The following is a 25,916-nucleotide window of genomic DNA, read 5'->3' on the forward strand; positions in this document are numbered from 1 at the left end:
CCTCGAATGGGGAGTTGAGCGGTTGGATCAGCCGCGCATGATCTCAGGGGGCGCGCCTTGCGGCAACCGTGACGCGCCCGGATGTGAGGCCAGTGCCTCAAGGAACTGCGCCGCGGGCATGGGCCTGGCGAACAGGTAGCCTTGCTGGAAGTCCACGCCATGGCGGGCCAGGTAGTCGCGCTGGGTGTCGGTTTCGACACCCTCGGCAACGATGCCAAGGCCCAATTTGGCAGATAGCTCGATGATGGTTTCGAGGATGTGCACGGACAGCGCATCGCCGCCGATCATGGCAACGAAGCTCTGGTCGATTTTCAGGTAGTCGACCTTGAACTGGCGCAGGTAATTGAGGCTGGATTGCCCGGTGCCGAAGTCGTCGAGTGCAATCATCACCCCCATGGCATGCAGTTTCTCGAACAGTTCCAGGGTCACCGGGGTGGGCTCGATCAGCTTGCGCTCGGTCAGCTCCAGGGTCAGTACCACCCGGCCAGGCGGGAAGTGCTGCAGGAAGGTGCGGCAGTCGTCCAGCAGGCGCAAGTCGCGGCAGTGGTCGGCGGTGATGTTGACCCCGATGTGAAAGCCATCCTCCAGCAGCCCAATGTAGGGCGCGAGGCTCTGGGCAGTGTGCATCATCAGCGCCCGGGTCATGGCGACGATCTGCCCGCTGTGCTCGGCATAGGGGATGAACAGGTCAGGGCGAACCAGGCCTTCTCGCGGGTGGTTCCAGCGCATCAGCACCTCAGCACCGGCCCAGCGGTAATCGCCCTTGCGCACCACCGGCTGGAAGTACGGCAGGAATTCGTCAGCCTGCAGGGCCCGATCCAGCTCGGCGCGGGGCGAGGTGGCGCGGCGAATCTGCCAGCGGCAGACCAGCGCGGCCACGCCCCCCAGTACCAGCAGCAGGCTGAGCAGGGCAGGGTAGTGGCTGCGCAGCAACTGGCCTTGCTTGTCGGCGCTGTAGCCGCCCTGCACGCTGAACGGGTAACGCGTCGAGCCCAGCAACACGTTGGCACTGGCTGCGACAGGTGGTGCGCCTATGTGTACAACGCCGTCCTTGCCCATCCAGGCGTTGCCCACGCGTATTTGCAGCTCTTCATCCGGGCCGATCAGGCGCAATGCGGTCAACAAATGGTCGCCATCCACCGTGGTGATCGCGCCGTTGTCGCCGTCGCTGGCGCGGTACACCAACAGCGGATGCCCCGGGGTGACCGAGTTGCCGTCCATCAGCCACAGCTTGCCATCGGTGTAATCGCTGGCGTTGACCGGCTCGTCGAATTCGCCGAACAGCGAGGTGCAATAAAGGTTGTTGTGCCTGAACAGGTTGGTCGAGCGCACGAAGGCATTGCGGGTCACCTGGGCACGCAGCGTAAGCTGGACCTGGTCGCAAGGGCTGGCAGTCAGGGGGAGTAGCGCATTGGCAGCACGGGACAGGTTGTCGAGGATGCGTTCGACGTGCTCCACCGCCTGGCGGGTGGTGGCCTGGCTGCTGGCCTGCATCTCGCGCTCTACTTGCCAGTTCATCACGGCAAGGCCGCACAATACCGGCAGCACGCCGACGACCCAGGGCAGCAGGTTGCGCCAGCTCAGGTGGGCGCGGCGTTTGGCGGTAAGAGGCATGCGGGAATGATCTGTGTGAAGGGTAACGAGAGGATAGCCGCTTGTCGGGACACGCGGCCAACTAAAACGCGACAAACGTTTTTACGCAATGTAGAATCCATTTACGAATACAACAATAAGGTCCTTCAATACCGAAGGATCAAGCCCGCCGAGAATGGGTCCATATGACATACCATGGGTTCAAGCTGATCATAGGTGACTTCCTCGCCCGCAGCGTGCGAGGTATTCCCTGCGCCCCGCCGTTCCTGTCCCACATCCTACGCAATCAATAATATTTCGCTGCAGATGAGGACACGAACATGGCTGATATCTTCGACAATCCAATGGGCCTGATGGGCTTCGAATTCATCGAACTGGCTTCGCCGACCCCAGGCGTACTTGAGCCGGTCTTCCAGATTCTGGGCTTCACCAAGGTGGCCAGCCACCGTTCCAAGGATGTGCACCTGTACCGCCAGGGTGGCATCAACCTGATCCTGAACAACGAACCCAAGAGCATCGCCTCGTACTTCGCGGCCGAACACGGCCCGTCGGTGTGCGGCATGGCGTTCCGTGTGCGCAATGCTCATGAGGCCTATGCCCGTGCCCTGGAACTGGGCGCCCAGCCGGTTGAAATCGAAACCGGGCCGATGGAGCTGCGCCTGCCGGCAATCAAAGGCATCGGGGGTGCGCCGCTGTACCTGATCGACCGCTTCGACGAAGGCAGCTCGATCTACGACATCGACTTCAACTTCATCGAAGGTGTTGACCGCAACCCGGTGGGTGCCGGCCTGAAAATCATCGACCACCTCACCCACAACGTTTATCGCGGGCGCATGGCCTACTGGGCTGGCTTCTACGAGAAGCTGTTCAACTTTCGCGAAATCCGCTACTTCGATATCAAGGGTGAGTACACCGGCCTGACGTCCAAGGCCATGACCGCTCCCGATGGCATGATCCGCATTCCGCTCAACGAAGAGTCGTCCAAGGGGGCAGGCCAGATCGAAGAGTTCCTGATGCAGTTCAACGGCGAAGGTATCCAGCACGTGGCCTTCCTGACCGACGACCTGCTCAAGACCTGGGATGCCCTGAAGGGCTTTGGCATGCGCTTCATGACTGCGCCGCCGCAAACCTACTACGAAATGCTTGAAGAGCGGCTGCCTGGTCACGGCGAGCCGGTCGACCAGTTGCAAGCACGCGGCATCCTCCTCGATGGTGCCTCGCAGCCCGAAGACAAACGCCTGTTGTTGCAGATTTTCTCGGAAACCCTGCTCGGCCCGGTGTTCTTCGAGTTCATCCAGCGCAAAGGTGACGATGGCTTTGGTGAAGGCAACTTCAAGGCGCTGTTCGAATCCATCGAACGTGACCAGGTACGCCGCGGCGTGCTGAGCACCGACTGATGCCCTCTGGGTAGCGCCGCCTTCATGTAGCATTGGCGGCTCTATCTCTGCTGCTGGAGCGTCCCCTGAACAGGCCCAGATAGACGATCAGGCCGGTCACGGTCCCCACCAGCATCAACGAGGGCAGGATCTGCAGCATGGACTGGCGGATTTCCTGGGCGGTGGAACCTTGCGCGTAGCCGCCTTTTACCCTGTACCCATATTTGGCCGATAACGCGGTTGCGAGAAACTCGGACTGGGAAGGGCGCTGTGCGTCACGGCTATCGCCTTCGCTCCAGATCCAGCGGTCGCCAAACTCCACCAGCAGCGTCAGGCCATCCTGAAAACCATCCAGTTCATTGCGCAGCTGTGAGGCATAAGCGGTCACGATTACGCCGCTTTCGTTGCCTTGCAGGTAAAAGTTGACCAGCAGTTTGCGGCGCCTGTCAGGTTGCCCATAGGACAGTTCGACCTGTTGGCCCGATGAGGCGAAGGCAGATAAGTAGTCCAGTGAGTCTGAAGTGCTGCTGCAGTAGGCTTCATTGCCCTTTACGAGGGTCAACGACCTGAGCATGGAACGGCTCACGACCTGCTCCTGTAAAGCGCTGTTAACGCTTTCGCAGGGCTTGCCTGCCAGTGGCAGGGTGCGCTGGGCAGCCTCTTGCAGTCGATTCAATGCCTGGTCAATGCTGAAAACCGCTTCCTGAACGGAAATGGCCGCGTTTTCCTCAAGCTTCATTTCCAGTTGAACAATCATCACCAACAAACCGGAAATCACAGGCACCAAGCCTACAGTGGCGAGCAGCAGGAGCTCCCGCAGGCGGCGCCCGGCGTGCATGATTTTCAACATGGTGCATTAGTTCTCCGGGCAGAAGCTGTTCGTGGTGTACAGCTGAGCCCAGAGCCTATGCATTCGATGACCTGCCGGCTGTAGTCCGCGTGCAGTCTGCGCGACAGGAAAACCAGAAGGCTGATGTAAGGCTTTACTTAGCGTTGAGTTTCTCCAGTACTTTCTCGGCGAGCAGCGCAGTGGAATCAGGGTTCTGACCGGTGATCAGCAGACCATCCTCGACGACGTATGGCTTCCACGGCTCATCATGTTTGCTGTACTCCCCGCCCCGGCCACCTAGCTCTTTTTCTGTCGAGAAAGGCACCACCTTGTCCAGCTCGACCAGTTGTTCCTCAATGTCGGAAAAGCCGGTCACTTTGCGCCCCTTCAGTAGAAGGCTGTTGTCGCTGAGCTTGATGTTAAGCAGGCCGGCCACGCCATGGCAGACCGCTGCAACAATGCCGCCTTTTTCGTAGACCTTGCGCGCCAGCTCCTGCAGCGGCTTGTTCTCGGCAAAGTCGTACATCACCCCATGCCCACCGGTGTAATAGATGACGCTGTATTCGTCGGCCTTTACCTGGCCAGGGCTCAAGCTGGTGCCCAGTCGCGTCATGAAGGATTTGTCGTCATACCATTGCCAGTCCAGATCGGGAGCCATCTGCAGGCTGTGTGGGTCGATAGGGACATAGCCACCTTGTGGGCTGACATAATCGACCGTGTAGCCGGCCTTTTCGACTTTCTCGACAAAGTGCACTGCTTCACCCAGCCATAGCCCCGTGGCCCGTTTCAGGGTCGGATACTTGGCTGTATTGGTCAGCACTACCAGCATTTTCTTGCTCATGACCACGCTCCCGTCGGCAACCTGAATGGGCCGTTGCTCCCTGGCCCGGAGAAAACCTAATCAGCATAGCTGCCAGGCGCACGTACGCCATAGTGCGCAGCTTATGCTGTGCTAATTTGAACGAAACCCTCGGGGGTAGCCTCGGCACTCGTGGTGAATCTTTGCATTGCTGGAGTAACGCTATTGGCCGTACACGGTACGCCGCGCAAACCTGCGCGGCAGCTCCCCTTGAAAACGCCCGTATCGCCATCGCTCGACCTGATGAGCGATAGAATTGCGCAATTTGACTGGGGGCGTACAACCCTTGGGCCGTTGCCGCGATGGCCGGCATCGTTGCGCATTGCCGTTGACATGATGGTTTTGTCACCGTTTCCCTGCGCAGTGGTCTGGGGGACGGACCTCTGCGTGGTGCACAACGATGGCTATCGGGCGCTGCGGGTCGCCCGACCGGATGCACTAGGCAACGGGTTCGATGCGCTGTGGCGTGATCTCTGGCCGGCAATGGGGCCCTGGGTGTTCAAGGCGCTTGAAGGGCGTTCAAACTTTGTCGAGGACCCGCCCCAGCGTATCGTCTGCGGCGAAGGCAGCGAGCCGCTGTGGTGCGCGTTCGGTTATGCACCACTGCACGATGAACTTGGCAACGTGGCGGGTTTTTTGCACACGGTGATCGAGACCACGGCCAGCGTTGAGGCGCATCATCATTGGCGTGAGCAGGCCCAAGGCTTTGAACGGCAGATAGAGAGGCATGTGGCCGAGCGCGAGCAGATCTGGCAGTTGTCGCGTGATGCAATGATGACGATAACCCCTGAGCTGAGGGTGCATGCCGCCAACCCGGCCTGGTACCGCATCCTGGGCTGGACCCAGGAGCAGGTTCACGATGTGCCGTTACTGGAGCTGGTGCATCCGGCGGATCGCACCGAGGTCCAGGTGGCGGTCTCCGGGCTCCTGCAGTACATCGATGCCGAGCAGGTGCAGACTCGCTTGCGCCACCGCGATGGCCATTATCACTGGTTTAGCTGGAGTGCACGGTTCGACGGCAGCCTGCTGACGGCAGTCGGTCGGGATATCACCGAAGACCGCGAGGAGGCCGCGCGTCAGTCTGAAGCCCTGATGCGCAACAGTGAACGCATGGAGGTTGTGGGGCAGTTGGCCGGGGGCATGGGCCACGAGATGAACAACCTGCTGTCTGGTATCGGTGGTAGCCTCGAACTGTTGCAGCGGCGCTTGCAGGAGGGGCGCATGGAGCGGATTGAAACCTATGTGGAGGTCGCTCGCGACTCCGTGCTGCGCGCCATGGAGCTGACTCATCGCCTGCTGGCATTCTCTCGGCATCACCCACTTGCACCCAAGACCCTGGACTTCAATCGGCAGTTACGGCAAAGCGAGCCGTTGCTGCTCAAGGCGCTGGGCGCAGAGATGCGCTTGCACTGGCAACTGGATGTCGCGCCGTGGGCGGTATGCCTGGACATTCCCCACCTTGAAAATGCCTTGGTCAACTTATGCGCCAATGCCCGGGAGGCTTGCCTGGAGCGTGGCAATGTCACTGTTCGGAGCGTCAACGAGCGGTTAACGGCCAGTTTTCCCGATGAGGGTGGCCTGCCGCCAGGCGACTATGTGGCCCTGCATGTCGAGGATGACGGCCGAGGCATGTCGGCGGAGGAAATGTCCAGGGCCTTTGAGCCATTTTTCACCACCAAGGCGATCGGACGTGGTTCCGGGCTAGGGCTATCGATGGTGTATGGCTTTGTCGGTCAATCGGGGGGGTATGCGTGGATCGAATCGGCTCCGACCCAAGGCACCAAGGTTTCAATGCTTTTCCCAAGATGCCATGAGCCAGTACCCGAAGAGCCCAAACCCCGGCTGCGCTCCCAACGTATTGCCCAGGGCGAGCGTTTACTGCTGGTGGATGACGAGCTCAACTTGCGTACCGTGATGCGCGAATACCTGACCGAACGCGGTTTTGTGGTCACTGATGCGAGTGACGCCAATACTGCGCTGGAGCGCTTCCGCCTCGATGATCCCTTTGACCTGGTGATTACCGACATCGGTTTACCGGGCGGCTTCAGTGGCCGCCAAGTGGCCAAGGCCATGCGCATGCAGGTCCCTGCTCAGAAGATTCTGTTCATCACCGGCTATGCTGACCATTCTGTTGAAGCGCAGTTGCTCGATCAGCCGGGAACGGCATTGATGAACAAGCCGTTTTTGCTGGCGGACCTTGCCGATCAGGCGCTAACCATGCTCGACCAACAATAGGGTTCAGGACTTGGTAAGAATCCGCGCTACCTGCGCCTTTATTTCTTTCAATTCGAACGGTTTGCAGATCAGGTGCATGCCGGCGTCAAGAAACCCCTCGCGGGCCATGGCCGTTTCCGCGTAGCCGGTGATGAACAGCACCGGCAAATGCGGATGCAGGCTGCGTGCAATTTCGGCCAGTTGCCGACCATTCATGCCGGGCAAGCCGATGTCGCTGACCAGTAGATCCACGGGTTGTGCCGAGCGCAGCACTTTAAGGCCTTGGGTGGCGTTGGACGCGCTGTGGCAGGGGAAGCCGCTCTCGCGCAGCGCCTGACACAACAACTGACGGACATGGGGGTCGTCCTCGACGACTAGCACATGACGGCCTCGGGGACCTTGCACAGGTATCGGCTTGCTCGGTTCCCGGGCTTGGCCGATATGGCGCGGCAGGTACAGGTCTACCTGGGTGCCTTGGCCGATCTGGCTGTGCAGCGTGACATGCCCGCGGGACTGCTTGCTGAAGCCATACACCATCGACAGGCCCAGGCCGATGCCCTGGCCGATCGCCTTGGTACTGAAAAAAGGCTCGAAAGCGTGCTCCATCGTACTTCGCGCCATGCCCTGGCCGTCATCTATGATGCTTAGGCGCAGATAGTCACCGGCGCACAGCGCTCCGCTGGTGAATTGTGTGTTCTCGATGTGCTGGTTGCTCGCCTCAATTCGTAACTGGCCGCCATTGGGCATGGCTTCGCTGGCATTGAGCAGCAGGTTGTCCAGGGCATCCTGCAACTGCTTGTTATCGGCTTCTACGGGCCACAGCCCTTTGGCGATGTGCACGTGCAAGGTTACGGCAGGGTTCAGGCAGGCCTTCAGGCGTTTCACCTCAAGCAGGCTGTGCAGGTCGACGCGCTGGCTGTGCAGCGATTGGCGGGAGGAGAACGCCAGCAACCGGTGGGTCAGGCGGGCAGCCCGTGCAACTGCCTCACGGCCCATGCGCAGCACGCTGTCCAAGCCATCGCAGCGGCCTTGATGCAGTCGCCGTTCAATCAGCTCGAAGCTGCCGCCAATGCTGGTGAGCAGGTTGTTGAAGTCATGAGCAACTCCTCCGGCCAGTTGGCCAATGGCTTCCATCTTGCGTGCCTGGTAGTGGGCGAACTCGTTACGTTCCTGCTCCGGGTCTGACGATGCGACCGGGGTGTTCAGACGCTGCTGCAGGTCCTGCAACTGGTCGCGTGTCAGGTATTGTCGGCGCCGGTTACGCAGGGCAGATTGGGTCATGTGCAGCAGTTGGGCATTGTCGAACGGGGCGACCATCAGCAGAAGATTGCCCACCGGGTGGTTACTCGCGCCCGTGGCCGACCAGGCACCCTGGATCAGCAGCACGATGGGCAGGTCCGACCAGCTTTGTTGCTGGTCGAGGAATGCTTGGAGCAACGCGCTTGGGCCCTGGCTGAACACTTGCTCGGCAATGATTGCCAGGCCTGCGCCTTCAGCCAGGCAGCTGTGCAGGTTGGCCAGGTCGACGGCGCACAGGCTATCGATGCCGGCGGAGGCGAGCAGGCGCGAGGTATCCGCCGCTAATGGCGGAGGTGCCAGAATCAAGGCACGTTCATCCAGCGCCAGTGAATGGGCCAAAACGACTCTCCTGTAGGGCGGCCTGATACCCACTGGACCCTGGGCACACGCTCAGGGTTCAACAATATTCAGGTGTTGCCTACAGGCCCTGTTGTAATACGGGGTCGTCCGGGTTCTGACGCTCCAGCTCGGCCAGCAGCACTTGTACGTTCTGCAATTGCCCGGTCTCTTTCGAGTACTGGATCAGTAGCACCCGCGCCCGGCGGTTGGCCGGTTGCCTGCTGAGCACGGTTTCCAGCTGCTTTTGCGCGGCGTCGAGTTGTTCCAGTTCGTGCAGCGTGACTGCCAGCGTATAGCGGTAGTCGGCGTTGTCCGGGTCCAGTTCGACGGCGCGGGACAAAGCCAGCAAGGCGTACTCGCGCTGCTCGTGGCGGTTCAGCCAGAGCCCCAGCTCGTACTGCAGGAAGGCTGAGTCGGGGCTTAGCGCCAAGGCTTTGCCCAAGACCTGGCGCGAGGCATCGTGGTGGCCCTGACGCTCCAGCAGGCGCACCTGGGTGGCCAGGGCGTCGAGGTTGCCGGGTGCAACCTCCAGCGCTCGCTGCAAGGCCGTGGCTGCCTGGGTGTAGTCGTTTTCGTGCAGGTACAGGCGCGCCAGGTGTACCTGGGCGTCGGCATCCTCGGGTTGTTGCTCGAGCGCCTGCTGGTATTGTTCCAGGGCTGCCTGCAACGGGCCGAAATACAGGCCGATGGCATCGGGATCGAGGCCCAGTAGGGCATCCACGGCAGCAAAGCGCACGCTTTGTTCGTCGTCGTCCAGCAATGGGCCGAGCACCAGGCTGCGCTGCGCCGCCGGCAGCAGGCGGCGGATACCGGCAATGGCCGCACGGCGCACCAGCGGGTCGGCATGCTCCAGGTCCTGGCGGGCGAGTTTCAATGCCTGGGGGGAGGGGTAGTTGGGTAACTCGGCATAAAGTGCAGCGCGGCGGATAGGGGGCAGGTCGTCGCGTTGCAATTGCTGGTACAGCACGCGCGCAGCGCCGGGTTGGCCGTCATGGGCCTGGCGCAGCGCCTTGGCATAGCTGTGTGCAGGCAAGGTGGGCGGGGCTGGCTGCTCATCGCGCCACAGGTAACCGAACAGGGCCGATACCAGGATCAACAGCAGCAGGGCGATCAGGTAGCGGTTGCGTCTGTGCATCGGACGGTCCGTGGCGGCGGGAAGGGCAGAGCTTGGGCCAGCCGGGGGGTAAATGCAACCGAGTGCAGGCACCAAGGCGGTCGCAAGCGTATCTCGCAGGTTCGATGGCCCGAAACAAACGGAGGAGCGAGCGCAGCTCGCGATGCGCCGCGCGGGCGGCGCTCGATTTCGCAGGCGCTGAAGATTCAACGACATAAAAAATGGCCTAGTCGCACTGCATCGGGGACTAATGCCTGCAAATGGCACACTTGTCTCAGTATCGTAGTCTCTTGGCCGTCGCTCCTCATAGCAACTACGTGGCATGCCAAGCCCGACATTCAATCGGCGAAAGCCGATGTGATCGCCTCCACGACGACACGCACTCTGGCCGTGCGCGCCAAGTCTTGGTGCAGCACCAACCACGCCTCGTAGGGCTTGGCCCGACGGCGCTCCGGCCATAGCCGCACCAGCGCGGGATCGCGCCGGGTCAGGTACTCGGGTAACTCGCCTATGGCCAGGCCGGCGCGTACGAAGGTCGCGAGCATCAGGCTCGAATCCAGTTCGGCAACCACGCGACCCTGTGCCCTGGATTCGCCCGCCAGCGTGTCGTCCTGCCGCCCGGTCACACCCTGCTGGTAAAGCGCAATATCGTGATTCGCAAGGCCTTGTCCGGGCTGCGGTTCGCCATGTTTTGCCAGATAGCCTTGGGTAGCATACAGGCCGACTTCCCAGCAGCCGAGTTGGCGAACGATCAAATCCGGCTGCTCTGGCCGCAAGGTACGTACAGCAATGTCAGCCTCCCTCCGCGCAAGATCGAGCAGCCGCGTCGTAGTGCTCAGGATCACCCGCACCTCAGGATGGATGGCGCGCAGTTGTTCAATGGCAGGAACCACGAAGTCCACCGCCAGCGCGTCGGTGGTGGTCACGCGAACCTCACCGGCCGCGCGCGCATCGGCACCTTCGCCACGGCGCTCGAAGGAGACGGCCATGCGCTCCATATCCTCGGCCATGCGTAGCACTTCCAGGCCGGTGTCGGTCAACATCAAGCCGCCCGTGGTGCGCAGGAACAGCCGACTGCCCAGCGCCCGCTCTAATCCGGTCAGACGCCGGCTCACCGTGGTCTGATCAATGACTAGTTGCTGCGCCGCTCCGCGCAAGGTACCGGCGCGCTGGACTGCCAGAAATATGCGTACGTCGTCCCAATTCATCACTGCCTCAGTGTTCATGCTGCAAATTTGCAGCCCTATGTGGCTGTTTTGTGCATTTTCACATAGAACGCATATCCGTAGCATGTGGCTCATCCCTTCTGAACCTATAACGCGCAGCCCGCACGCCTGGCTGCCGGGAACTGCCATGCCTCGCTTGTCCTTCATTCTCACCGTCGCCATGCTGAGTGCCTTCGGCCTGATTGCTTCGGACGTGTATCTGCCCGCCATGCCAAACATGGCCACGGAGTTCGGCGTTGCCGACTGGCAGATGCCGCAGACGATCTCGTTTTACCTGCTGGCACTGGCAATTGCCCAGTTGGCCTACGGGCCACTATCGGATCGCAATGGCCGCAAGCCCGTACTGCTGGCTGGCATCGCCCTCTACATCGTCGGCTCGGTGGGCTGCGCTATCTCCGCCAGCTACAATGGGTTCCTGGCGTGGCGCATGCTGGAAGCCGTTGGCGCGGCTGCGGGCCTTGTCGTTGGCCGTGCACTGATTGCCGACACCTGCGACAAGCGCACTTCTGCCAAAGTCTATGCGGTGATCTACCCGTTGGTGTCGCTGTCGCCAGCCCTGGCGCCGGCCATAGGCGGGCACTTGGCTGCGACTTTCGGCTGGCGGTCTGACTTCCTGTTCGTCGCCGCATTCGGTGTCGTGGCACTGCTGATGGTGGTGACGCTACTACCGGAAACGCTCCCCATCGCTGCCCGCACCCGTACCTCTCCCTTTGCCGGCTTCAGCCAGGTCTTGCGCGACCGAACTTTTCGCCGCTACACCTTGGTGGTCAGCACGATCTATTGCGCCTGGTTTGTCTACTTGACGCAATCGCCGTTTCTGTTCGCGCGCCTGGGCTTGAGTGAGGAACAAAGCGGTTGGCTGTATCTGCCGCTGACGGCCGGCATCATCGGTGCCAATCTGCTGGCCAAGCGCTTGCTGGATCGCTGGCCCTACGATCGCATCCTCGCCGTCGGCATCATGTGCTTCGTGCTTGGTGGCGTAGGGTTTCTGGCCGTGATGGCATTGGGGCTGCATGGCGCAGTCACAGTGGTGCTGCCGATGTGCCTGGTCAGTCTCGCCAATGGTTCATCACTGTCGTTGGCCGTCTCCGGAGCCATTGCCAGCGAGCACGGGCATGCGGCCACCGCGTCGGGACTGGTAGGGTTCTGTCAGATTGGCAGCGCCGCGCTGGTGGCAATGGGTGTCAGTGCGGCGTTCGGCACCGGCCTGGGCGTGCTTGGGGGCGCAGTACTGGTGCTCGGCCTGATCGCGCTATCCACCTGTCGCCGAACAGGCCCAAGGCCGGCTTGCATCGCTCGCCGGCGTTCGTCCGGTACTGGAGCATGAACACCTTGCGACCGGCCGGCGTAATCTTGCAGAGGAAGCCGGGAACGAGGGTGTCGCGTAGCTCGATGGCTTGCGCTTGGGGTTGTGCCGCATCGACTGCGGACTTGGTGAGCTTGATCTTTGCCATGATGACTCCTCGGAAAGACCCGATTCCCAGGAGCCTCGTAGGAGTCAGCAGAAGGGAAGCCGGGTCAAGTTTCAGAAAGCACCGGCATATGTTGAACTCGCCTAAGTCGTTGATAAACCTGCTGTATACGGCTGTGGCGTAGTCCGGCAAAGCGCGGTGCTGGAGTCATCCTGAAATAAAAAAGCCCCGCGGACCAAGGCCAGCGGGGCAAACGGTTGGGGGAGGAGCCAACCAAAGGAGTCGTTGAAACGGGGGTGTCAGCGTGCGCTGGCCACGGTCTCCGGTTGCCAGCCGCCGCCCAGGGCCTTGTAGATGGAGACGATACCGCGGTACAGATCGACCTCACCCTGGGCCTGCGCATCCTCAGCGCTCAGCCGCTCGCGCTCGGCGTCGAGCAGTACCAGGTAGTCCACCGTACCTTCGCGATATCGAATCGAGGCCAGCTCCGCTGCCTTGCGGCTGGCGTCGCTCTGGCGCATCAGCGACAGCAGCCGCTGCTGGGTCTTGTCGTAATCGCTGAAGGCGTTGGCCGATTCTTCCAGGGCCAGCAATACCTGCTGCTCGTAGTTGGCCAGCGCCCCTTCGGCATCGGCCTTGGCGCCGCGCAGGCGGGCCCGCACGCTGCCCAGGTCGAAGGCTGCCCAGGTAATGCTTGGGCCCAGCGCCCACGCATTGGCTGCCGAGGAGCCGATCTGCGAGCCGCGTGCGGCGGTAAAGCCAAGGAAGCCGCTGAGGCTGACACGGGGGAACAGGTCTGCGGTGGCCACGCCGACGTTGGCGGTGGCGGCAGCCAGCTGGCGCTCGGCACTGCGGATGTCCGGGCGACGGCGCAGCAGTTCACCCGGGTCACCCACCGGCAACGCCTTGGCGATGGCCGGCAGGTCCTTGGGTGACAGGTCTACGCTGAGCGCGTCCGGGCGCTGGCCGAGCAGGGTGGCGATGCGGTGCCGTGCCCGCGCCTGTTCGGCCTGCAGTTGCGGCACGGTGGCTTCAACCCCGGCCAGGCGTGCATCGGCACGTACCACGTCGAGGTCGTTGCCCACGCCGGCATCGCGCAGGGTTTCGGTAATGGTCCGCGATTCCTGCTGGGTCTTGAGGTTGGCCAAGGCGATCTTCTCGCGCAGTTGCGCACCGCGCAGTTGCCCATAGGCATCGACCAGTTCGGCGATCAGGCTGACCTGCAACTGTTGCAGGTCGGCGGCGGCTACCGCTTCCTGGGCTTCGCTGGCCTCGATCTGGCGCTGGATGCGCCCGAACAGGTCAAGCTCCCAGGCCATGTCCAGGCCCAGGTCATAGCGCTCGCTGTTCACCCGCTGCGTGGTCTGGCCAGGGATCTGGCCCTTGCCGATCTCGCTGCTGGCGCGGCTGGTGACCACCGGGAACGGGTCGTTCTCGGCGTCTTCGCGGATGGAACGGGCGGACTTCAGACGGGCAAAGGCCACGCGCAAATCACGGTTGCCGTCCAGCGAAGCCAGCACCAGCTGATTAAGCACCGGGTCGTCGAACTGCTTCCACCACAGGCTTTCGAAGCGGCTACGGTCGTAGGCCTTGGCCTGCACATCGCTGCTCAACTGCGCAGGTTCGGTGGCCGGGGCCTGGTAGTCCGGGCCTACCGCACAGGCCGCCAGGGCCAGTGCCAGCAGGCTTGGGGTCAGGGGTTTAAGCAGGATCATGCATGGTTCTCCAGCACTTGAGCGTGTTCGGCCTTGCGGGCTTGGCGACGCTCGACGAAACGGCGGATCAGGAAGAAGAACACGGGGGTGAGGAACAGGCCGAACACCGTTACGCCGATCATGCCCGAGAACACCGCCACACCCATGGCATGGCGCATTTCCGAACCTGCACCAGAGCTGAACACCAGCGGAACCACACCCATGATGAAGGCAATCGAAGTCATCAGGATCGGCCGCAGGCGCAGGCGGCAGGCTTCCAGCACCGCAGCCAGCGGATCCAGGCCTTTGGCCTGTTCATCCTTGGCGAACTCGACGATCAGGATCGCGTTCTTGCACGCCAGGCCCACCAGTACGATCAGGCCGATCTGGGTGAAGATGTTGTTGTCGCCACCCGACACGATCACACCGGTGATGGCCGACAGCAGGGTCATCGGTACGATCAGGATCACCGCCAGCGGCAGGCTCCAGCTTTCGTACTGGGCGGCCAGCACCAGGAACGCCAGCAGCACGCACAGCGGGAACACCAGCAGCGCGGTGTTACCCGAGAGGATCTGCTGGTAGGTCAGGTCGGTCCACTCGAAGGTCATGCCGTTGGGCAGTTCCTCTTTCAGCAGCTTCTCGATAGCCGCTTCGGCCTGGCCAGAGCTGTAGCCCGGGGCTGCTGCACCGTTGATTTCTGCGGTGATGAAGCCGTTGTAGTGCATCACGCGGTCCGGCCCGGAGGTGTCGCTTACCTTCAGAAAGGTCGCCAGCGGGATCATCTCGCCCAGGTTGTTGCGCACCTTCAACTGGCCGATCTGCTCGGCATCGAGGCGGAACTGCTGCTCAGCCTGGACGTTGACCTGGTAGGTGCGGCCAAAGCGGTTGAAGTCGTTGGTGTACAGCGAGCCCAGGTAAACCTGCAAGGTGTCGAAGATATCGTTGATCGCCACGCCGTGGGTCTTGGCCTTTTCCCGGTCGATGGCGGCATCGACCTGCGGCACATTGACCTGGTAGCTGGTAAACAGGCCTGCCAGCGCTGGCACGTTGTGGCTCTTGGCGATGATGTTCTGGGTTTCTTTGTACAGCGCTTCGTAACCCAGATTGCCCCGGTCTTCGATTTGCAGGCGGAAGCCGCCGATTGTGCCCAGCCCCTGTACTGGCGGCGGTGGGAAGATTGCGATGTAGGCTTCCTGGATGTCAGCGAACTGGGCATTCAGCGTGGCGGCAATAGCGGCCGCCGACTGGCTAGGGTCCTTGCGCTCATCGAACGACTTGAGCGAGACGAACACAATGCCGCTGTTCGGGCTGTTGGTGAAACCGTTGATCGACAGGCCAGGGAAGGCGATGGAGTCGGCAACACCGGGTTGCTTGAGGGCCGCCTCGCTCATTCTTTTGATCACCGCCTCGGTACGGTCGAGGCTGGCCGCGTCCGGCAGTTGGGCGAAGGCCACCAGGTACTGCTTGTCCTGGGCCGGCACGAAGCCGGTCGGCGTGGAGGAGAAGCCGAGGTAGGTCAGGCCCATCAAGCCGGCATAGACGAACAGGGCGATGCCGCTGGAGCGAATGACACGGCGCACGCCACCCACGTAGCGGTGGCTGGCGCGGTCGAAGAAACGGTTGAACGGCGAGAACAGCCAGCTGCCCAGCAGCTTGTCGAGGTACCGCGAGAAACGGTCCTTGGGCGCATGGTGTTCCTTCAGCAGCACGGCAGCCAGGGCCGGCGACAGGGTCAGCGAGTTGAACGCCGAGATCACGGTGGAAATGGCGATGGTCAGGGCGAACTGCTTGTAGAACTGCCCGGTAAGGCCGGAAATGAACGCCGCAGGTACGAACACGGCGCACAGCACCAGGGCGGTGGCGATGATTGGCCCCGTCACTTCGCTCATGGCCTTTTGCGTGGCTTCTAGCGGTTTCAGCCCCAGCCCGATATTGCGCTCGACGTTTTCCACCACGACGATGGCGTCGTCCACCACGATGCCGATGGCCAGCACCAAGCCGAACAGCGACAAGGCGTTGAGCGAGAAGCCGAACAGGTGCATCACTGCAAAGGTACCGATCAACGATACCGGCACGGCCAGCAGCGGGATGATCGAGGCGCGCCAGGTCTGCAGGAACAGGATGACGACCAGTACCACCAGCACCAGTGCTTCGAACAGGGTGTGCACGACTGCTTCGATGGACCCGCGCACGAAGATGGTCGGGTCATAGACGATGCTGTAGTCCATCCCTTCAGGGAAGTCTTTCTTCAGCTCGGCCATTTTCGCCCGCACTTCGTCGGAGATCTCGATGGCGTTGGAGCCTGGGCGCTGGAAGATCGGGAGTGCCACTGCTGGCTGGTTGTTCAGCAGCGAGCGCAAGGCGTACTGGCTGGAGCCGAGTTCGACCCGGGCGATGTCCTTCAGGCGCGTGATTTCGCCATCGGCACCGGCACGGATGATGATGTTCTCGAACTCTTCCTCGTTGACCAGACGGCCTTGGGTGTTGATCGACAGCTGGAAGCTGGTGGAACCGGGGGCAGGCGGTGCGCCCAGCTGGCCGGCGGCCACCTGGCGGTTCTGCTCGCGGATGGCCGCGACCACATCGCTGGCGGTGAGGTTGCGCGAAGCGGTCTTGTTCGGGTCCAGCCACACGCGCAGCGAGTAGTCGCCCATCCCGAACAGCTGCACGTCGCCTACGCCGCCCAGACGCGCCAGCTCGTCCTTGATATTGAGGATGGCGTAGTTGGACAGGTAGAGCATGTCGTAGCGGTTGTCCGGCGACGTCAGGTGCACGACCATGGTCAGGTCGGGCGAGGCCTTGTCGACGGTGATACCGATACGCGTCACTTCCTCAGGTAGCTTGGGCTGGGTACGGGTGACGCGGTTCTGCACCTGCACCTGGGCGTTGTCCAGGTCGGTGCCCAAGGCGAACGTGATGGTCAGCGTCAGCTTGCCGTCAGCGGTGGACTGGGAAGACATGTACAGCATGTTCTCCACACCAGTGATGGCCTGCTCCAGCGGCGCGGCGACGGTTTCGCCGATAACCTTGGGGTTGGCGCCGGGGAAGTTGGCACGCACCACCACGGTGGGCGGCACCACTTCGGGATATTCGCTGATCGGCAGCTGGAACAGCGAGATCGACCCTGCAATCAGCAGCACCAGCGACAGCACCGCAGCGAAAATCGGCCGGGTAATGAAGAATTTCGAGAAGTTCATCGGTATGTTCCCTTAACCGCGTGGCGCCTGGGCGCTGGCGACTTTCACGTTGTTGCCCGCCACCTTCGGCGCCGGGTTGCTGGCCTCCAGTGCCTGGCGCTGCTGGGCGAGGGCGGCGAGGGTCTGTTCGCTGGCCATTGGGGTTTCTTCCGGGGTGACCGGCGAGCCTGGGCGCACGCGCTGCAGGCCCTTGACCACGATGCGGTCATCCTTGGCCAGGCCGCTACGCACGATGCGCAGGCCTTCCAGCTTCGGCCCCAGTTCCACGGCGCGGTAAGTGGCCTTGTTGTCCTTGTCCATGACCAGCACGAACTTCTTGCCAAGGTCGGTGCCGACGGCCTCGTCGTTGATCAGCATGGCGTCGTACTGGGCGCTGCCGACCAGCTTCAGGCGTGCGTACAGGCCCGGGGTGAACTGGCCGTCGCGGTTGTCGAACACCGCACGACCACGGATGGTGCCGGTGCGCGGGTTGACCTGGTTGTCGACGAAGTTCATCTGGCCCTGGTGCGGGTTGCCGGTTTCATTGGTGAGGCCCAGGTACACCGGGGTGCTCTGGCCACGCTGGCCTTCGCGCGCCAGCTGGGTGTACTTGAGGTACACGCGCTCGTCGGCGTCGAAGTAGGCGTAGACCTTGTCGGTGGACACCACGCTGGTCAGCGGGGTGACATCGGCCGTGACGATGTTGCCGGCAGTGAACTGGGCACGGCTGACGCGGCCACTGATGGGCGCGGTGACGCGGGTGAAGCTGAGGTTCAGGCGCGCCAGGTCGAGCTGTGCCTGGATCGCGTCGACCCCGGCGCGGGCTTCGGCGGCAGCGCTGCTACGCGATTCTGCAAGTTCGGCGGAGATGGCGTTGCTGTCGCGCAGGCGTTCGCCACGGCGCGCTTCGTTGGCGCTGCGAATGGCGGTGGCCTTGGCCTGTTGCAGTTGGGCTTCAAGGCGGCGGACTTCAGCCTGGAACGGGCGTGGGTCGATCTGGAACAGCAGGTCGCCTTTTTTCACCTGGGCGCCTTCGGTGAAGGCGACCTGGTCGATCTGGCCGGCTACCCGCGGGCGAACTTCAACGGTTTCCGGGGCTTCAAGGCGGCCGGTGAATTCGTCCCATTCGTTGATCGGTTGCTCGATCACCTTGGCCACAGTGACCTTCGGCGCGGCGGGAGCCTGCACGGCGTCTGGGGTTCGACCGCAAGCGCTGATCACCACCACTGCCAAGGCAGCGAGGGGGAAGCGCAAGGGTTTGAGAGATTGTTCCATGGAGAACTCCGCCAATGTATTAGTAGTGGGCGGAGTGTGAGTGTGTTGCGCGTGAGGCACGAATCGAACGGGGCGAAGGTTAATATCACGCTGAATGATATGTGTGGATCACTCATCGATGGCGGGCATGATGGGGCTGCCTGGCAGCCCCGGCAACCTCAGCTCAACACGTTGAACCCATGGGTCCCATCCCGCTCCAGCTGGGCAATCAGCCCGAACTCCCAGTCCAGATACCCCTGCATGGCTTCACGTGGGTTATCCGTCCCTTCATAAGGCCGGAGGTAACGGTCGGTGCGCGCCACCGCCAGCTGCGTTTCGCCACTTTCCAGCGGCTTGCCCGCCGCAATCCAGCGGGCTGTACCGCCGTCCAGCACGTACACCGGGGTTTGCGTAAGCGCCTGCAAGTCTACCGCCGCAAAGCGCGCCAGCAGGCTACTGCCGCAGGTCAGTACATAGCGCTCGGCTACCGGCAGTTGTTCCAGTACCTGCGGCAACTGCGCGCGGATTGCCCAGTGGGCACCTGGAATGTGGCGTTTCACGTAGTTGGCACTGCTGGTGAAGTCCAGCAGCACGGTGCCTGGCGTTTGCAGCCAGTCGTCCAGCTGCTCGACGCCGATCTCGGTGACTGCAGGCAGTGCAGGCTGGGGGGCCTGCCAATCGCCGGTCTCGCTGAAATCTTGCGCCGACAGCCCATCGAGTACGGCTACCTCCCAGCCCATTTGCGCCAGCCATGAAGCACTCATGTTGGCCCGCACGCCGTCGTCATCCACCAGCACGATGCGCGCCCCGCGCACGCTGGCGACGTGGTCGGTTTCCTGCACCAGTTGCCCGCCCGGGACACTGCGGCTGCCCGGCAGGTGGCCGTGGGCATATTCCTCGGGCGTACGTACGTCGAACAGGTAGGTGGTGCGGCGCGTATCGGCCCGCCAGGCGGCCAGGGCTTGCTGCTCCAGGCGCAGCACACCGGCACGGTCGGCTACATTGCGCGCGCGTTGGGCGGCGTCGGCGCGGGTGTTGTCGCTGACATCGGCGAAGCGGCGCTCTTGGCCGTGCGCCAGCGTTTGGCCGGCCAGGGTCCAGCCGATGGTGCCGTTGCGCAGGGCGGCCACGGGGTTGGGGATGCCGGCGTTGACCAGCGACTGGGTGCCGATGATGCTGCGGGTGCGCCCTGCGCAGTTGACAATGACCTGGGTGGCGGGGCTGGGCGCCAGCTCGGCAACCCGCAGTACCAGCTCGGCACCCGGCACACTGATACCCCCCGGGATACTCATGGTCTGGTATTCGTCGAAACGGCGAGCATCGAGTACCACCACATCGGCCTTGGCCTCCAGTAGCGCTTGCACCTGTTCAGCCGCCAACGAAGGAGTGTGGCGCACGCTTTCAACCAGCTCGCCAAACGCCTTGCTCGGCACGTTTACGTCGCGGAACAGCTCGCCACCGGCAGCGCGCCAGCCGGCCAGCCCGCCTTCGAGCAATGCGACATCGCTGTACCCCAAGGCCAGCAGGCGTTCGGCGGCCTGACGGGCCAGGCCTTCGCCGTCGTCATACACCGTAATGGCGGTGTCGCGCCGTGGCACGCGGGCGAAAATCTCCAGTTCCAGTTTGGACAAGGGGATGTTGGCAGTGAACAGGGGGTGTGCCTGGGCGAACGGGTCTTCCTCGCGCACATCGATCAGCGCCAGTTCTTCATGGGCCAGCAAGGCCCGGCGAATGTCTTGATAGGAGCGGGTAGCAACGGTACTCATGGGGCAGGGTTCTCTTTGGACAAGTCCCAGATGTTGGGCAGAAGGCTGTTGGAATAGCCGGAAATGAACGGTTTTTCGCCGCCGTCGGGCAGGTACACCGCGCGGCTGACGGCGCCGATGTTGGCGCCATACACGTGGATGCTGATCGACACCCGGTCGTCGAACGCGTTGCTGACCTGATGGACATCGCCGATGCGCGGCGAAACGGCCTCTACATGGCCGGGGTCAAGGCGCACAGGCTCGCCCGATGGCAGCAAGGCGCCATCTTCGCTACGGGCAAAGCCTTGCGAGTATTCGGCGCCGCGTAGCATGCCGATCAAGCCCCAGACCCGATGGTCGTGGATCGGTGTCTGCTGGCCTGGCCCCCAGACGAAGCTGACGATGGAAAAGCGCTGGCGCGAATCGCAATGCAGCAAATATTGCTGATAGCCGCCCGGGTCTGGCTGCGCCAGTGCCTCGGGCAACCAGTCGTCATGGGCGACCAGGCTGCGCAGCAGGCCCTGGCCGTGGTCGAGGAGGGTGGCTTCGTCGGTTTCTTGGTCCACCAGTTGCGCAAGCGCGTCGATGAAATTGCGCAGGCGCTCAAGGCGCAGGGGTTGGCTCATGGTTCAGGCTCGGCTGACGGTTTGGGTAAACCCTAGCAAACACACTGAATATTCTCAAAAGTAAAAATATGAATAAGCTAATATGCAAATAACGCATTTACAGATTGACGGATCTGTTTTGAAATGGGGACGTGAGCAAAGCATTAGGTTATGCCCAAAACGAATTTCACGGCGCTGCGCTTAATCGATAACGTATAAGCAATGCGCTGGTTATATTTAAATTGAATATACCAGCCCCATGCCCCCACGAGACCGCACGCGCGGATCGGCCTGATGTACCCGACGGTACCTGGAGACGAACGTGCGATACCTCAAACAATTGGCCGCTGGTGTGCTGGCCAGCTCCCTCAGCCTGGCCGCTGCCGCGCAAACCCTGGTGGTCGGTGACCAGAGCTTCAATGCTCGAGCGGTGATGGAAGCGGCCGGCGTGCTCGACGACCTGCCGTATACCCTGGAATGGAAGCAGTTCACGGCCGGCTCGCCGGTAGCCGAGGCGTTGAACGTGGGCAGCCTGGACATCGGCCTGCTGGGTGATGCGCCGCCGTTGTTCCTTGGTGCCCTGGGCGCCCCGATCAAGGTGATTGCGGTCAGCCGGCAGAACCTGGATGGCGTGGCGATCCTGGCGAGTAAGGACTCGAACATTCACAGCCTCGAAGACCTGCGCGGCAAGCGTGCAGCGATCTGGAAGGGCTCCTGGAGCCAGCAGTTGCTGTTCAGCGCGCTGGACAAGGCCGCCGTTCCGCGCGATGCCCTGGAGCTGCGCTACCTCAGCGCCCTGGATGCCTCGCATGCCCTGGATGGCGGTTCGGTGGATGTGATCGCGACCTGGGAGCCCTATGTCACCCAGCAGGAGCGCCAAGGGGCGCGGGTACTGGCCACGGCCGAAGGATTGATACCGGCGCAGAGTTTCGTGGTGGCCAATGCCAAGGCGGTGGAGGCCAAGCGGGCGCAGATCAGTGATTTTCTGCAGCGCCTGAAAAAGGCCCGTGACTGGACCCTGAGCGACCCGGCCCATACCGAGGCTTATGCCGATGCCTGGGCCAAACGCACCCGTGCCGACCGCGACATTGCCCGCATCTGGTTTGCCCGCGCCCGTACCGATGTCGCGCCGCTGAACCCGCAGGTGATCGTGGATGCGCAGAAGACCGTGGACTTCTTTGCCGGGCTGGGGCTGATCAAGAACTACCCGGCGTCGAGCCTGTTCGATACCTCGTTCGCGGCAGCGCTCGACCACTAAGCACTTCTGTAATGGCCCTATCGCCGGCAAGCCAGCTCCCACAGGTACACCGTTGGGCTTCGGCCTTAGGGGCTCCTGTGGGAGCTGGCTTGCCGGCGATAGGGCCGTTACAGGCAGAACCTTTTTGAGGAATGACCATGACTACTCGCAAAATCAAGCTTGGCGCCCTGACCATGGGCTGCGGCGGCCCTGGCCGGCATAACCTGTGGCTCGACCCGGAGCTGCCCGCCGATGCCAGCGTGAACATCGACTGGTACATCGACATCGCCCGCCAGGCCGAAGCGGCGTTGTTCGACCTCATGTTCATCGTCGACAGCCAGTACATCACCCCCGGCTCACCGTCGCACTATCTCAACCGTCTGGAGCCGCTGACCCTGCTCTCGGCACTGGCAGTGACTACCCGCAACATCGGTCTGGTCGGTACCCTGACCACCTCCTACAACGAACCCTTCAACGTCGCCCGCCGCCTGGCCTCGCTGGACCTGATCAGCAAGGGCCGCGCTGGCTGGAACGTGGTCACCAGCGGCGACGCTGGCACTGCCGGCAACTATGGCCGTGACGAGCACTACGACTACGACACCCGTTACGCCCGCGCCCAGGAGCACGTGGCGGTGGTGCAGGGCCTCTGGCAATCCTATGAAGACGGCGCGTTCCCACGCAACCGCGCCACCGGGCAGTTCCTCGATCCGAGCCGGATGCATGCGCTGCACCACAAGGGCGAGCACTTCTCGGTCGTAGGACCATTGAATATCCAGCGTTCCCCCCAGGGCCAGCCGGTGATTTTCCAGGCCGGGGACTCGCAGCAAGGGCGCGAGCTTGGGGCAGCCACGGCAGATGTCATCTTTACCCATGCCGCCAGCATCGAGCAGGGCCAGGCGTTCTACCGCGATGTGAAAGGCCGCGCGATGCGGCTGGGGCGCGACCCCGAGCAGCTGCTGGTGTTGCCTGGTGCCGAGATCTATGTGGGCGACACCGACGAACACGCCCGCGAGATCGAACGCCATTACCACCAGCAGGACCATAGCTTCGAGCTGGCCCTCAAGGAGTTCGGACGCAATTTCGGCTGGCATGACTTCAGCCAGTATGACCTTGATGCTCCGTTCCCCCAGGAAAGCCTGGAGCACGCACGCAGCAGTTTCTTCACCAACGCCAAGCGCATCGCCGACCAGGCCCGGGAGCAGGGGTTCAGCCTGCGCCAGGCGGTGGAATTCGGGCGCAAGCTGCGCCCAGGGGCCTTCGTTGGCTCGGCTGAAACGGTAGCGGCAAAAATGACCGAGTGGTTCGAGGCGCGGGCGCTGGATGGCTTCAACATCTACATCGGCCACCCCGGGCAGTTCCGCCGGTTTACCCAGCAGGTGGTGCCGTTGCTGCAAGAGCGCGGGGTGTACCGTACGGCCTACGAAGGCAGCACTCTGCGCGAGAGCCTGGGCCTGGCTATTCAGTGAATGCTTGAGGCCAGTTCGAAGATCGGCATGTACATCAGGATCACGATCAGGCCGATCAGCAGGCCAATGAACGTCATCAGCAGCGGTTCGAAGAGTTTCACGAACCATTCCACCCAGCGGCCGATTTCCTGGTCATGGAAGTCGGCGCAGCGTTCCAGCATCTCGCCCAGGTTGCCGGATTGCTCTCCGGCCCGCAGCAGGCGCAGCGACACGGGTGTAACCAGGTGCCCGGCCTCCAGCGCATCGGACAATGGCAGCCCTTCGCCCACCCGTTGGCTGGCCTGGCCCAAGCCCTGGGCTGCTGCGCTGCCGAGCAGGCCGCGGGCCATGCCCATGGCGGTGAGGATGGGAATGCCGCCTTGCAGCAGGATGCCCAACGAGCGATAGAAGCGCGCCAGCTCGTACATCATCAAGCGTTGATGCAGCGCCGGCAGGCGGCGCAACTGGCAGGATGCCCAGCGCCGTACCCGTGGGTGGCGGCGTAGCAGCCACAACGCCGTGCCCCCAACGACCGTGCCCAGCGCCAGCGGCAGTTGCTGGGCATGCAAAAATAGCCCGATCTGCATCAACACCCGTGACAGCCAGGGCAATTCGGTACCCATGCCCTCGAACACCTGGCTGAAACGCGGTACCACATAGCCGAGCAGGAACAGCACCACGCCGCCACCCACCAGCAACAGCAGCAACGGGTAGACCGAGGCCCCCACCAGCTTCTGCCGTACCAGGTCCAGGCGCTGGCGATAACTGATGTAGCGCGTGAGGGCGTCGCCCAGCGCACCGGTGCGTTCGCTGGACTGCACCAGCGCCACGTACAGCGGCGGAAATATCCGCGGTTGCTGGCCCAGGGCCTGGGACAGCGAACGGCCTTCGTACAGCTGGCGTACCAACTCGGCCAGCACCTTGCGTGTGGCGGATGCAGGGGCCTTTTCTGCCAGGCTCTCCAGTGCGTCGATCAGCGGCAGGCCGGCATTGAGCAGGGTCGACAGTTCCTGGCTGAACAGCACCAGGTCGAATGCCGCTTCGCGTCGCCAGGCCATACCGCGCAAGGCGCCGCCGTTGCTGCGCAGGCTGAGCACGCGCAAGCCCTGGTCCTCGGCCTGGCGGCGGGCCTGGTCGGCGTCCTCGGCGTCGATCTGCAACTGCACCACGCCCTGTCTGCCCAGGGCCTTGAGGCTGTAGCGCATGGCCACTCTCCTTACTGCCAGCTGGTAATTTCGGCGTTTTCCCCATCACCGCCGGGCTGGCCGTCCTTGCCCATCGACAGCAGGTCGTATTCACCACCGTTTTCGCCAGGTTGCCGGTAGATGTAAGCGCGGCCCCATGGGTCCTGCGGCACGGCCTTCTGCAGATACGGGCCGGTCCAGCGTGCTTCGCCACTGGGGGCGGTTACCAGGGCCTGCAGGCCTTGCTCGCTGTTGGGGTAGTGGCCGACCTCCAGGCGATACAAATCCAGCGCCTTGCTCAGCCCTTCTATCTGCGCCCGCGCCACCTTGGCTTCGGAGCGACCGAGCTGGCTGAAGTACTTGGGCGCGACGATGCCGGCCAACAGGCCGAGCACCACCAGCACTACCAGGAGTTCGAGCAGGGTGAAGCCACGTTGCGGTTTGGTTCTGCACTGCATGGTGAAGCCCTCCACTGCATGGGGACACGGGTTGCCAGGCACCATGCAACAGCCGTGCACGCCTGCCTCGGGGCCTTGCGCCATGCGGTACAGGAAGCGGCACAGTGCTTGCGTCGTGGTCATCGACCTCGGGTTTTCCGGGGCATTTCCCCCACTTCGGGGGCCACGACGAAGAGGCAACCGTCATGCGTGGACTCATCCTCGGTTTGATCTGGCTGGCGGCAGGTGCCGCCCAGGCCGATGTGTACATCTCCATCGATGCCAAGGGCGGCTACGTACTGACCAACGTCCATCGACCCGGGCGCCAATATGAAAAGGTGATCAGCGAACAGGTGGCCCAGGCTGGCCCGGCTAATGCGCAGATGATCACCGGCCGTCCTTATGCCGAGGTGGTCGCCACGGCAGCGCGCATCCACAACGTGCCACCGGCCCTGCTGCATGCGCTGATCAAGGCCGAGTCCGGCTACAACCCGAAGGCCCGTTCGCGGGCGGGGGCAGTAGGGTTGATGCAACTGATGCCGGATACCGCCCGCGAAATGGGCGTGGAAGACCGCCTGGACCCTGAGGACAACGTGAAGGGCGGGGCACGATACCTCAAGCAGATGCTTACCCTCTTCGACAACGACATCACGCTGGCCGTGGCAGCTTATAACGCTGGGCCGGACGCCGTGATGCGGCGCGGCGCCGTGCCGCCGTTTGCCGAGACCCGGCGCTATGTGCCCACGGTGCTGCGCGAATACCGCAAGCTGCAGGGGTTGGCGAATGATTCGCCACTGTAATTTGCCTGTCAGAGGTTACGCGGTCCCTGTACCCTTCGGCGGTTGCCATCAATTTAGCACTACGGTTTCCCCAGGTCT

General features: G+C 62.7%; 19 protein-coding genes and 1 pseudogene. 6 read left to right on the forward strand and 14 right to left on the reverse strand.

Translation table 11 applies throughout. From position 1 onward, the window contains the following. Window positions 1-27: 27 nt before the first annotated feature. Window positions 28-1,614 carry an EAL domain-containing protein gene (locus tag SB765_RS00250; RefSeq protein WP_410930739.1) on the reverse strand — a complete coding sequence of 529 codons (1,587 nt, stop codon included), beginning with the start codon at window positions 1,612-1,614 and terminating at the stop codon, window positions 28-30. A 299-nt stretch (window positions 1,615-1,913) separates the two neighbouring features. Here SB765_RS00250 and hppD point away from each other — a divergent pair, with 299 nt between their 5' ends. After that, window positions 1,914-2,990: a 4-hydroxyphenylpyruvate dioxygenase gene (gene hppD, locus SB765_RS00255; protein ID WP_063423504.1), complete on the forward strand. Its 1,077-nt coding sequence runs from the start codon at window positions 1,914-1,916 to the stop codon at window positions 2,988-2,990. Window positions 2,991-3,012: 22 nt separating this feature from the next. On the opposite strand, the gene SB765_RS00260 is transcribed toward hppD, so the two are convergent. Both SB765_RS00260 and SB765_RS00265 read right to left on the reverse strand, forming a co-directional pair. Then, a complete protein-coding gene (locus tag SB765_RS00260) occupies window positions 3,013-3,819 on the reverse strand; it encodes a CSS-motif domain-containing protein (protein ID WP_341795694.1) in 807 nt (268 codons plus the stop codon). 133 nt (window positions 3,820-3,952) lie between these two features. Then, a complete protein-coding gene (locus tag SB765_RS00265; protein WP_410930740.1) occupies window positions 3,953-4,639 on the reverse strand; it encodes a type 1 glutamine amidotransferase domain-containing protein in 687 nt (228 codons plus the stop codon). A gap of 405 nt (window positions 4,640-5,044) precedes the next feature. Between SB765_RS00265 and SB765_RS00270 the strand changes: the two genes are divergently transcribed. Next, window positions 5,045-6,892 (forward strand): ATP-binding protein, encoded by a 1,848-nt coding sequence (locus tag SB765_RS00270; RefSeq protein WP_410910661.1) that lies wholly within the window; start codon window positions 5,045-5,047, stop codon window positions 6,890-6,892. A gap of 3 nt (window positions 6,893-6,895) precedes the next feature. On the opposite strand, the gene SB765_RS00275 is transcribed toward SB765_RS00270, so the two are convergent. From SB765_RS00275 to SB765_RS00285, 3 genes are all read right to left on the reverse strand, one after another. Further along, entirely contained in the window at window positions 6,896-8,509 is a 1,614-nt protein-coding gene (locus tag SB765_RS00275) for a response regulator (RefSeq protein ID WP_341795691.1), read from the reverse strand. Between the two features lie 79 nt (window positions 8,510-8,588). After that, a complete protein-coding gene (locus tag SB765_RS00280; RefSeq protein WP_049276408.1) occupies window positions 8,589-9,644 on the reverse strand; it encodes a tetratricopeptide repeat protein in 1,056 nt (351 codons plus the stop codon). Window positions 9,645-9,961: 317 nt separating this feature from the next. Further along, a complete protein-coding gene (locus tag SB765_RS00285) occupies window positions 9,962-10,831 on the reverse strand; it encodes a LysR family transcriptional regulator (protein WP_341795690.1) in 870 nt (289 codons plus the stop codon). Between the two features lie 145 nt (window positions 10,832-10,976). On the opposite strand from SB765_RS00285, the gene SB765_RS00290 reads away from it, so the two are divergent. Continuing rightward, complete coding sequence (locus SB765_RS00290) at window positions 10,977-12,176, forward strand: multidrug effflux MFS transporter (RefSeq protein WP_410930741.1); 1,200 nt, start codon at window positions 10,977-10,979, stop codon at window positions 12,174-12,176. Here the strand turns inward: SB765_RS00290 and SB765_RS00295 are convergent. The 6 genes and pseudogenes from SB765_RS00295 to SB765_RS00320 all read right to left on the reverse strand — a co-directional run. Continuing rightward, window positions 12,112-12,303 (reverse strand): annotated as a pseudogene (locus SB765_RS00295) (Arm DNA-binding domain-containing protein); the annotation flags it as partial. The gene SB765_RS00290 and the pseudogene SB765_RS00295 overlap by 65 nt on opposite strands. A 257-nt stretch (window positions 12,304-12,560) precedes the next feature. Continuing rightward, complete coding sequence (locus SB765_RS00300; protein ID WP_410930742.1) at window positions 12,561-13,976, reverse strand: efflux transporter outer membrane subunit; 1,416 nt, start codon at window positions 13,974-13,976, stop codon at window positions 12,561-12,563. After that, window positions 13,973-17,152: an efflux RND transporter permease subunit gene (locus tag SB765_RS00305; RefSeq protein ID WP_410910665.1), complete on the reverse strand. Its 3,180-nt coding sequence runs from the start codon at window positions 17,150-17,152 to the stop codon at window positions 13,973-13,975. Before SB765_RS00305 ends, SB765_RS00300 begins: the two co-directional genes overlap by 4 nt. Window positions 17,153-17,164: 12 nt before the next feature. Continuing rightward, on the reverse strand, window positions 17,165-18,406 hold the full coding sequence (gene mexE / locus SB765_RS00310) for a multidrug efflux RND transporter periplasmic adaptor subunit MexE (RefSeq protein WP_016499907.1): 1,242 nt from the start codon (window positions 18,404-18,406) through the stop codon (window positions 17,165-17,167). Between the two features lie 158 nt (window positions 18,407-18,564). Further along, window positions 18,565-20,151 carry a rhodanese-related sulfurtransferase gene (locus SB765_RS00315; protein WP_341795686.1) on the reverse strand — a complete coding sequence of 529 codons (1,587 nt, stop codon included), beginning with the start codon at window positions 20,149-20,151 and terminating at the stop codon, window positions 18,565-18,567. Continuing rightward, complete coding sequence (locus tag SB765_RS00320) at window positions 20,148-20,756, reverse strand: cysteine dioxygenase (protein ID WP_410930743.1); 609 nt, start codon at window positions 20,754-20,756, stop codon at window positions 20,148-20,150. Before SB765_RS00320 ends, SB765_RS00315 begins: the two co-directional genes overlap by 4 nt. 301 nt (window positions 20,757-21,057) lie before the next feature. Here SB765_RS00320 and SB765_RS00325 point away from each other — a divergent pair, with 301 nt between their 5' ends. After that, window positions 21,058-21,993, forward strand: coding sequence for an ABC transporter substrate-binding protein (locus tag SB765_RS00325; RefSeq protein WP_016499901.1), 936 nt, complete (start codon window positions 21,058-21,060; stop codon window positions 21,991-21,993). A gap of 137 nt (window positions 21,994-22,130) precedes the next feature. After that, complete coding sequence (locus tag SB765_RS00330; protein ID WP_410930744.1) at window positions 22,131-23,438, forward strand: LLM class flavin-dependent oxidoreductase; 1,308 nt, start codon at window positions 22,131-22,133, stop codon at window positions 23,436-23,438. Here SB765_RS00330 and SB765_RS00335 read toward each other — a convergent pair. Both SB765_RS00335 and gspG read right to left on the reverse strand, forming a co-directional pair. Then, window positions 23,432-24,622, reverse strand: a complete 1,191-nt coding sequence (locus SB765_RS00335; RefSeq protein ID WP_016499899.1) for a type II secretion system F family protein — start codon at window positions 24,620-24,622, stop codon at window positions 23,432-23,434. The genes SB765_RS00330 and SB765_RS00335 overlap by 7 nt on opposite strands. Window positions 24,623-24,633: 11 nt before the next feature. After that, window positions 24,634-25,059 carry a type II secretion system major pseudopilin GspG gene (gspG, locus tag SB765_RS00340; RefSeq protein WP_341795682.1) on the reverse strand — a complete coding sequence of 142 codons (426 nt, stop codon included), beginning with the start codon at window positions 25,057-25,059 and terminating at the stop codon, window positions 24,634-24,636. 185 nt (window positions 25,060-25,244) lie between these two features. Between gspG and SB765_RS00345 the strand changes: the two genes are divergently transcribed. Next, window positions 25,245-25,838: a transglycosylase SLT domain-containing protein gene (locus tag SB765_RS00345; RefSeq protein ID WP_410930745.1), complete on the forward strand. Its 594-nt coding sequence runs from the start codon at window positions 25,245-25,247 to the stop codon at window positions 25,836-25,838. The last annotated feature ends 78 nt before the right edge of the window (window positions 25,839-25,916 follow it).

This window comes from Pseudomonas sp. SIMBA_067 (genome assembly GCF_046534675.1).
In the GTDB taxonomy this organism is placed as follows: domain Bacteria; phylum Pseudomonadota; class Gammaproteobacteria; order Pseudomonadales; family Pseudomonadaceae; genus Aquipseudomonas; species Aquipseudomonas putida.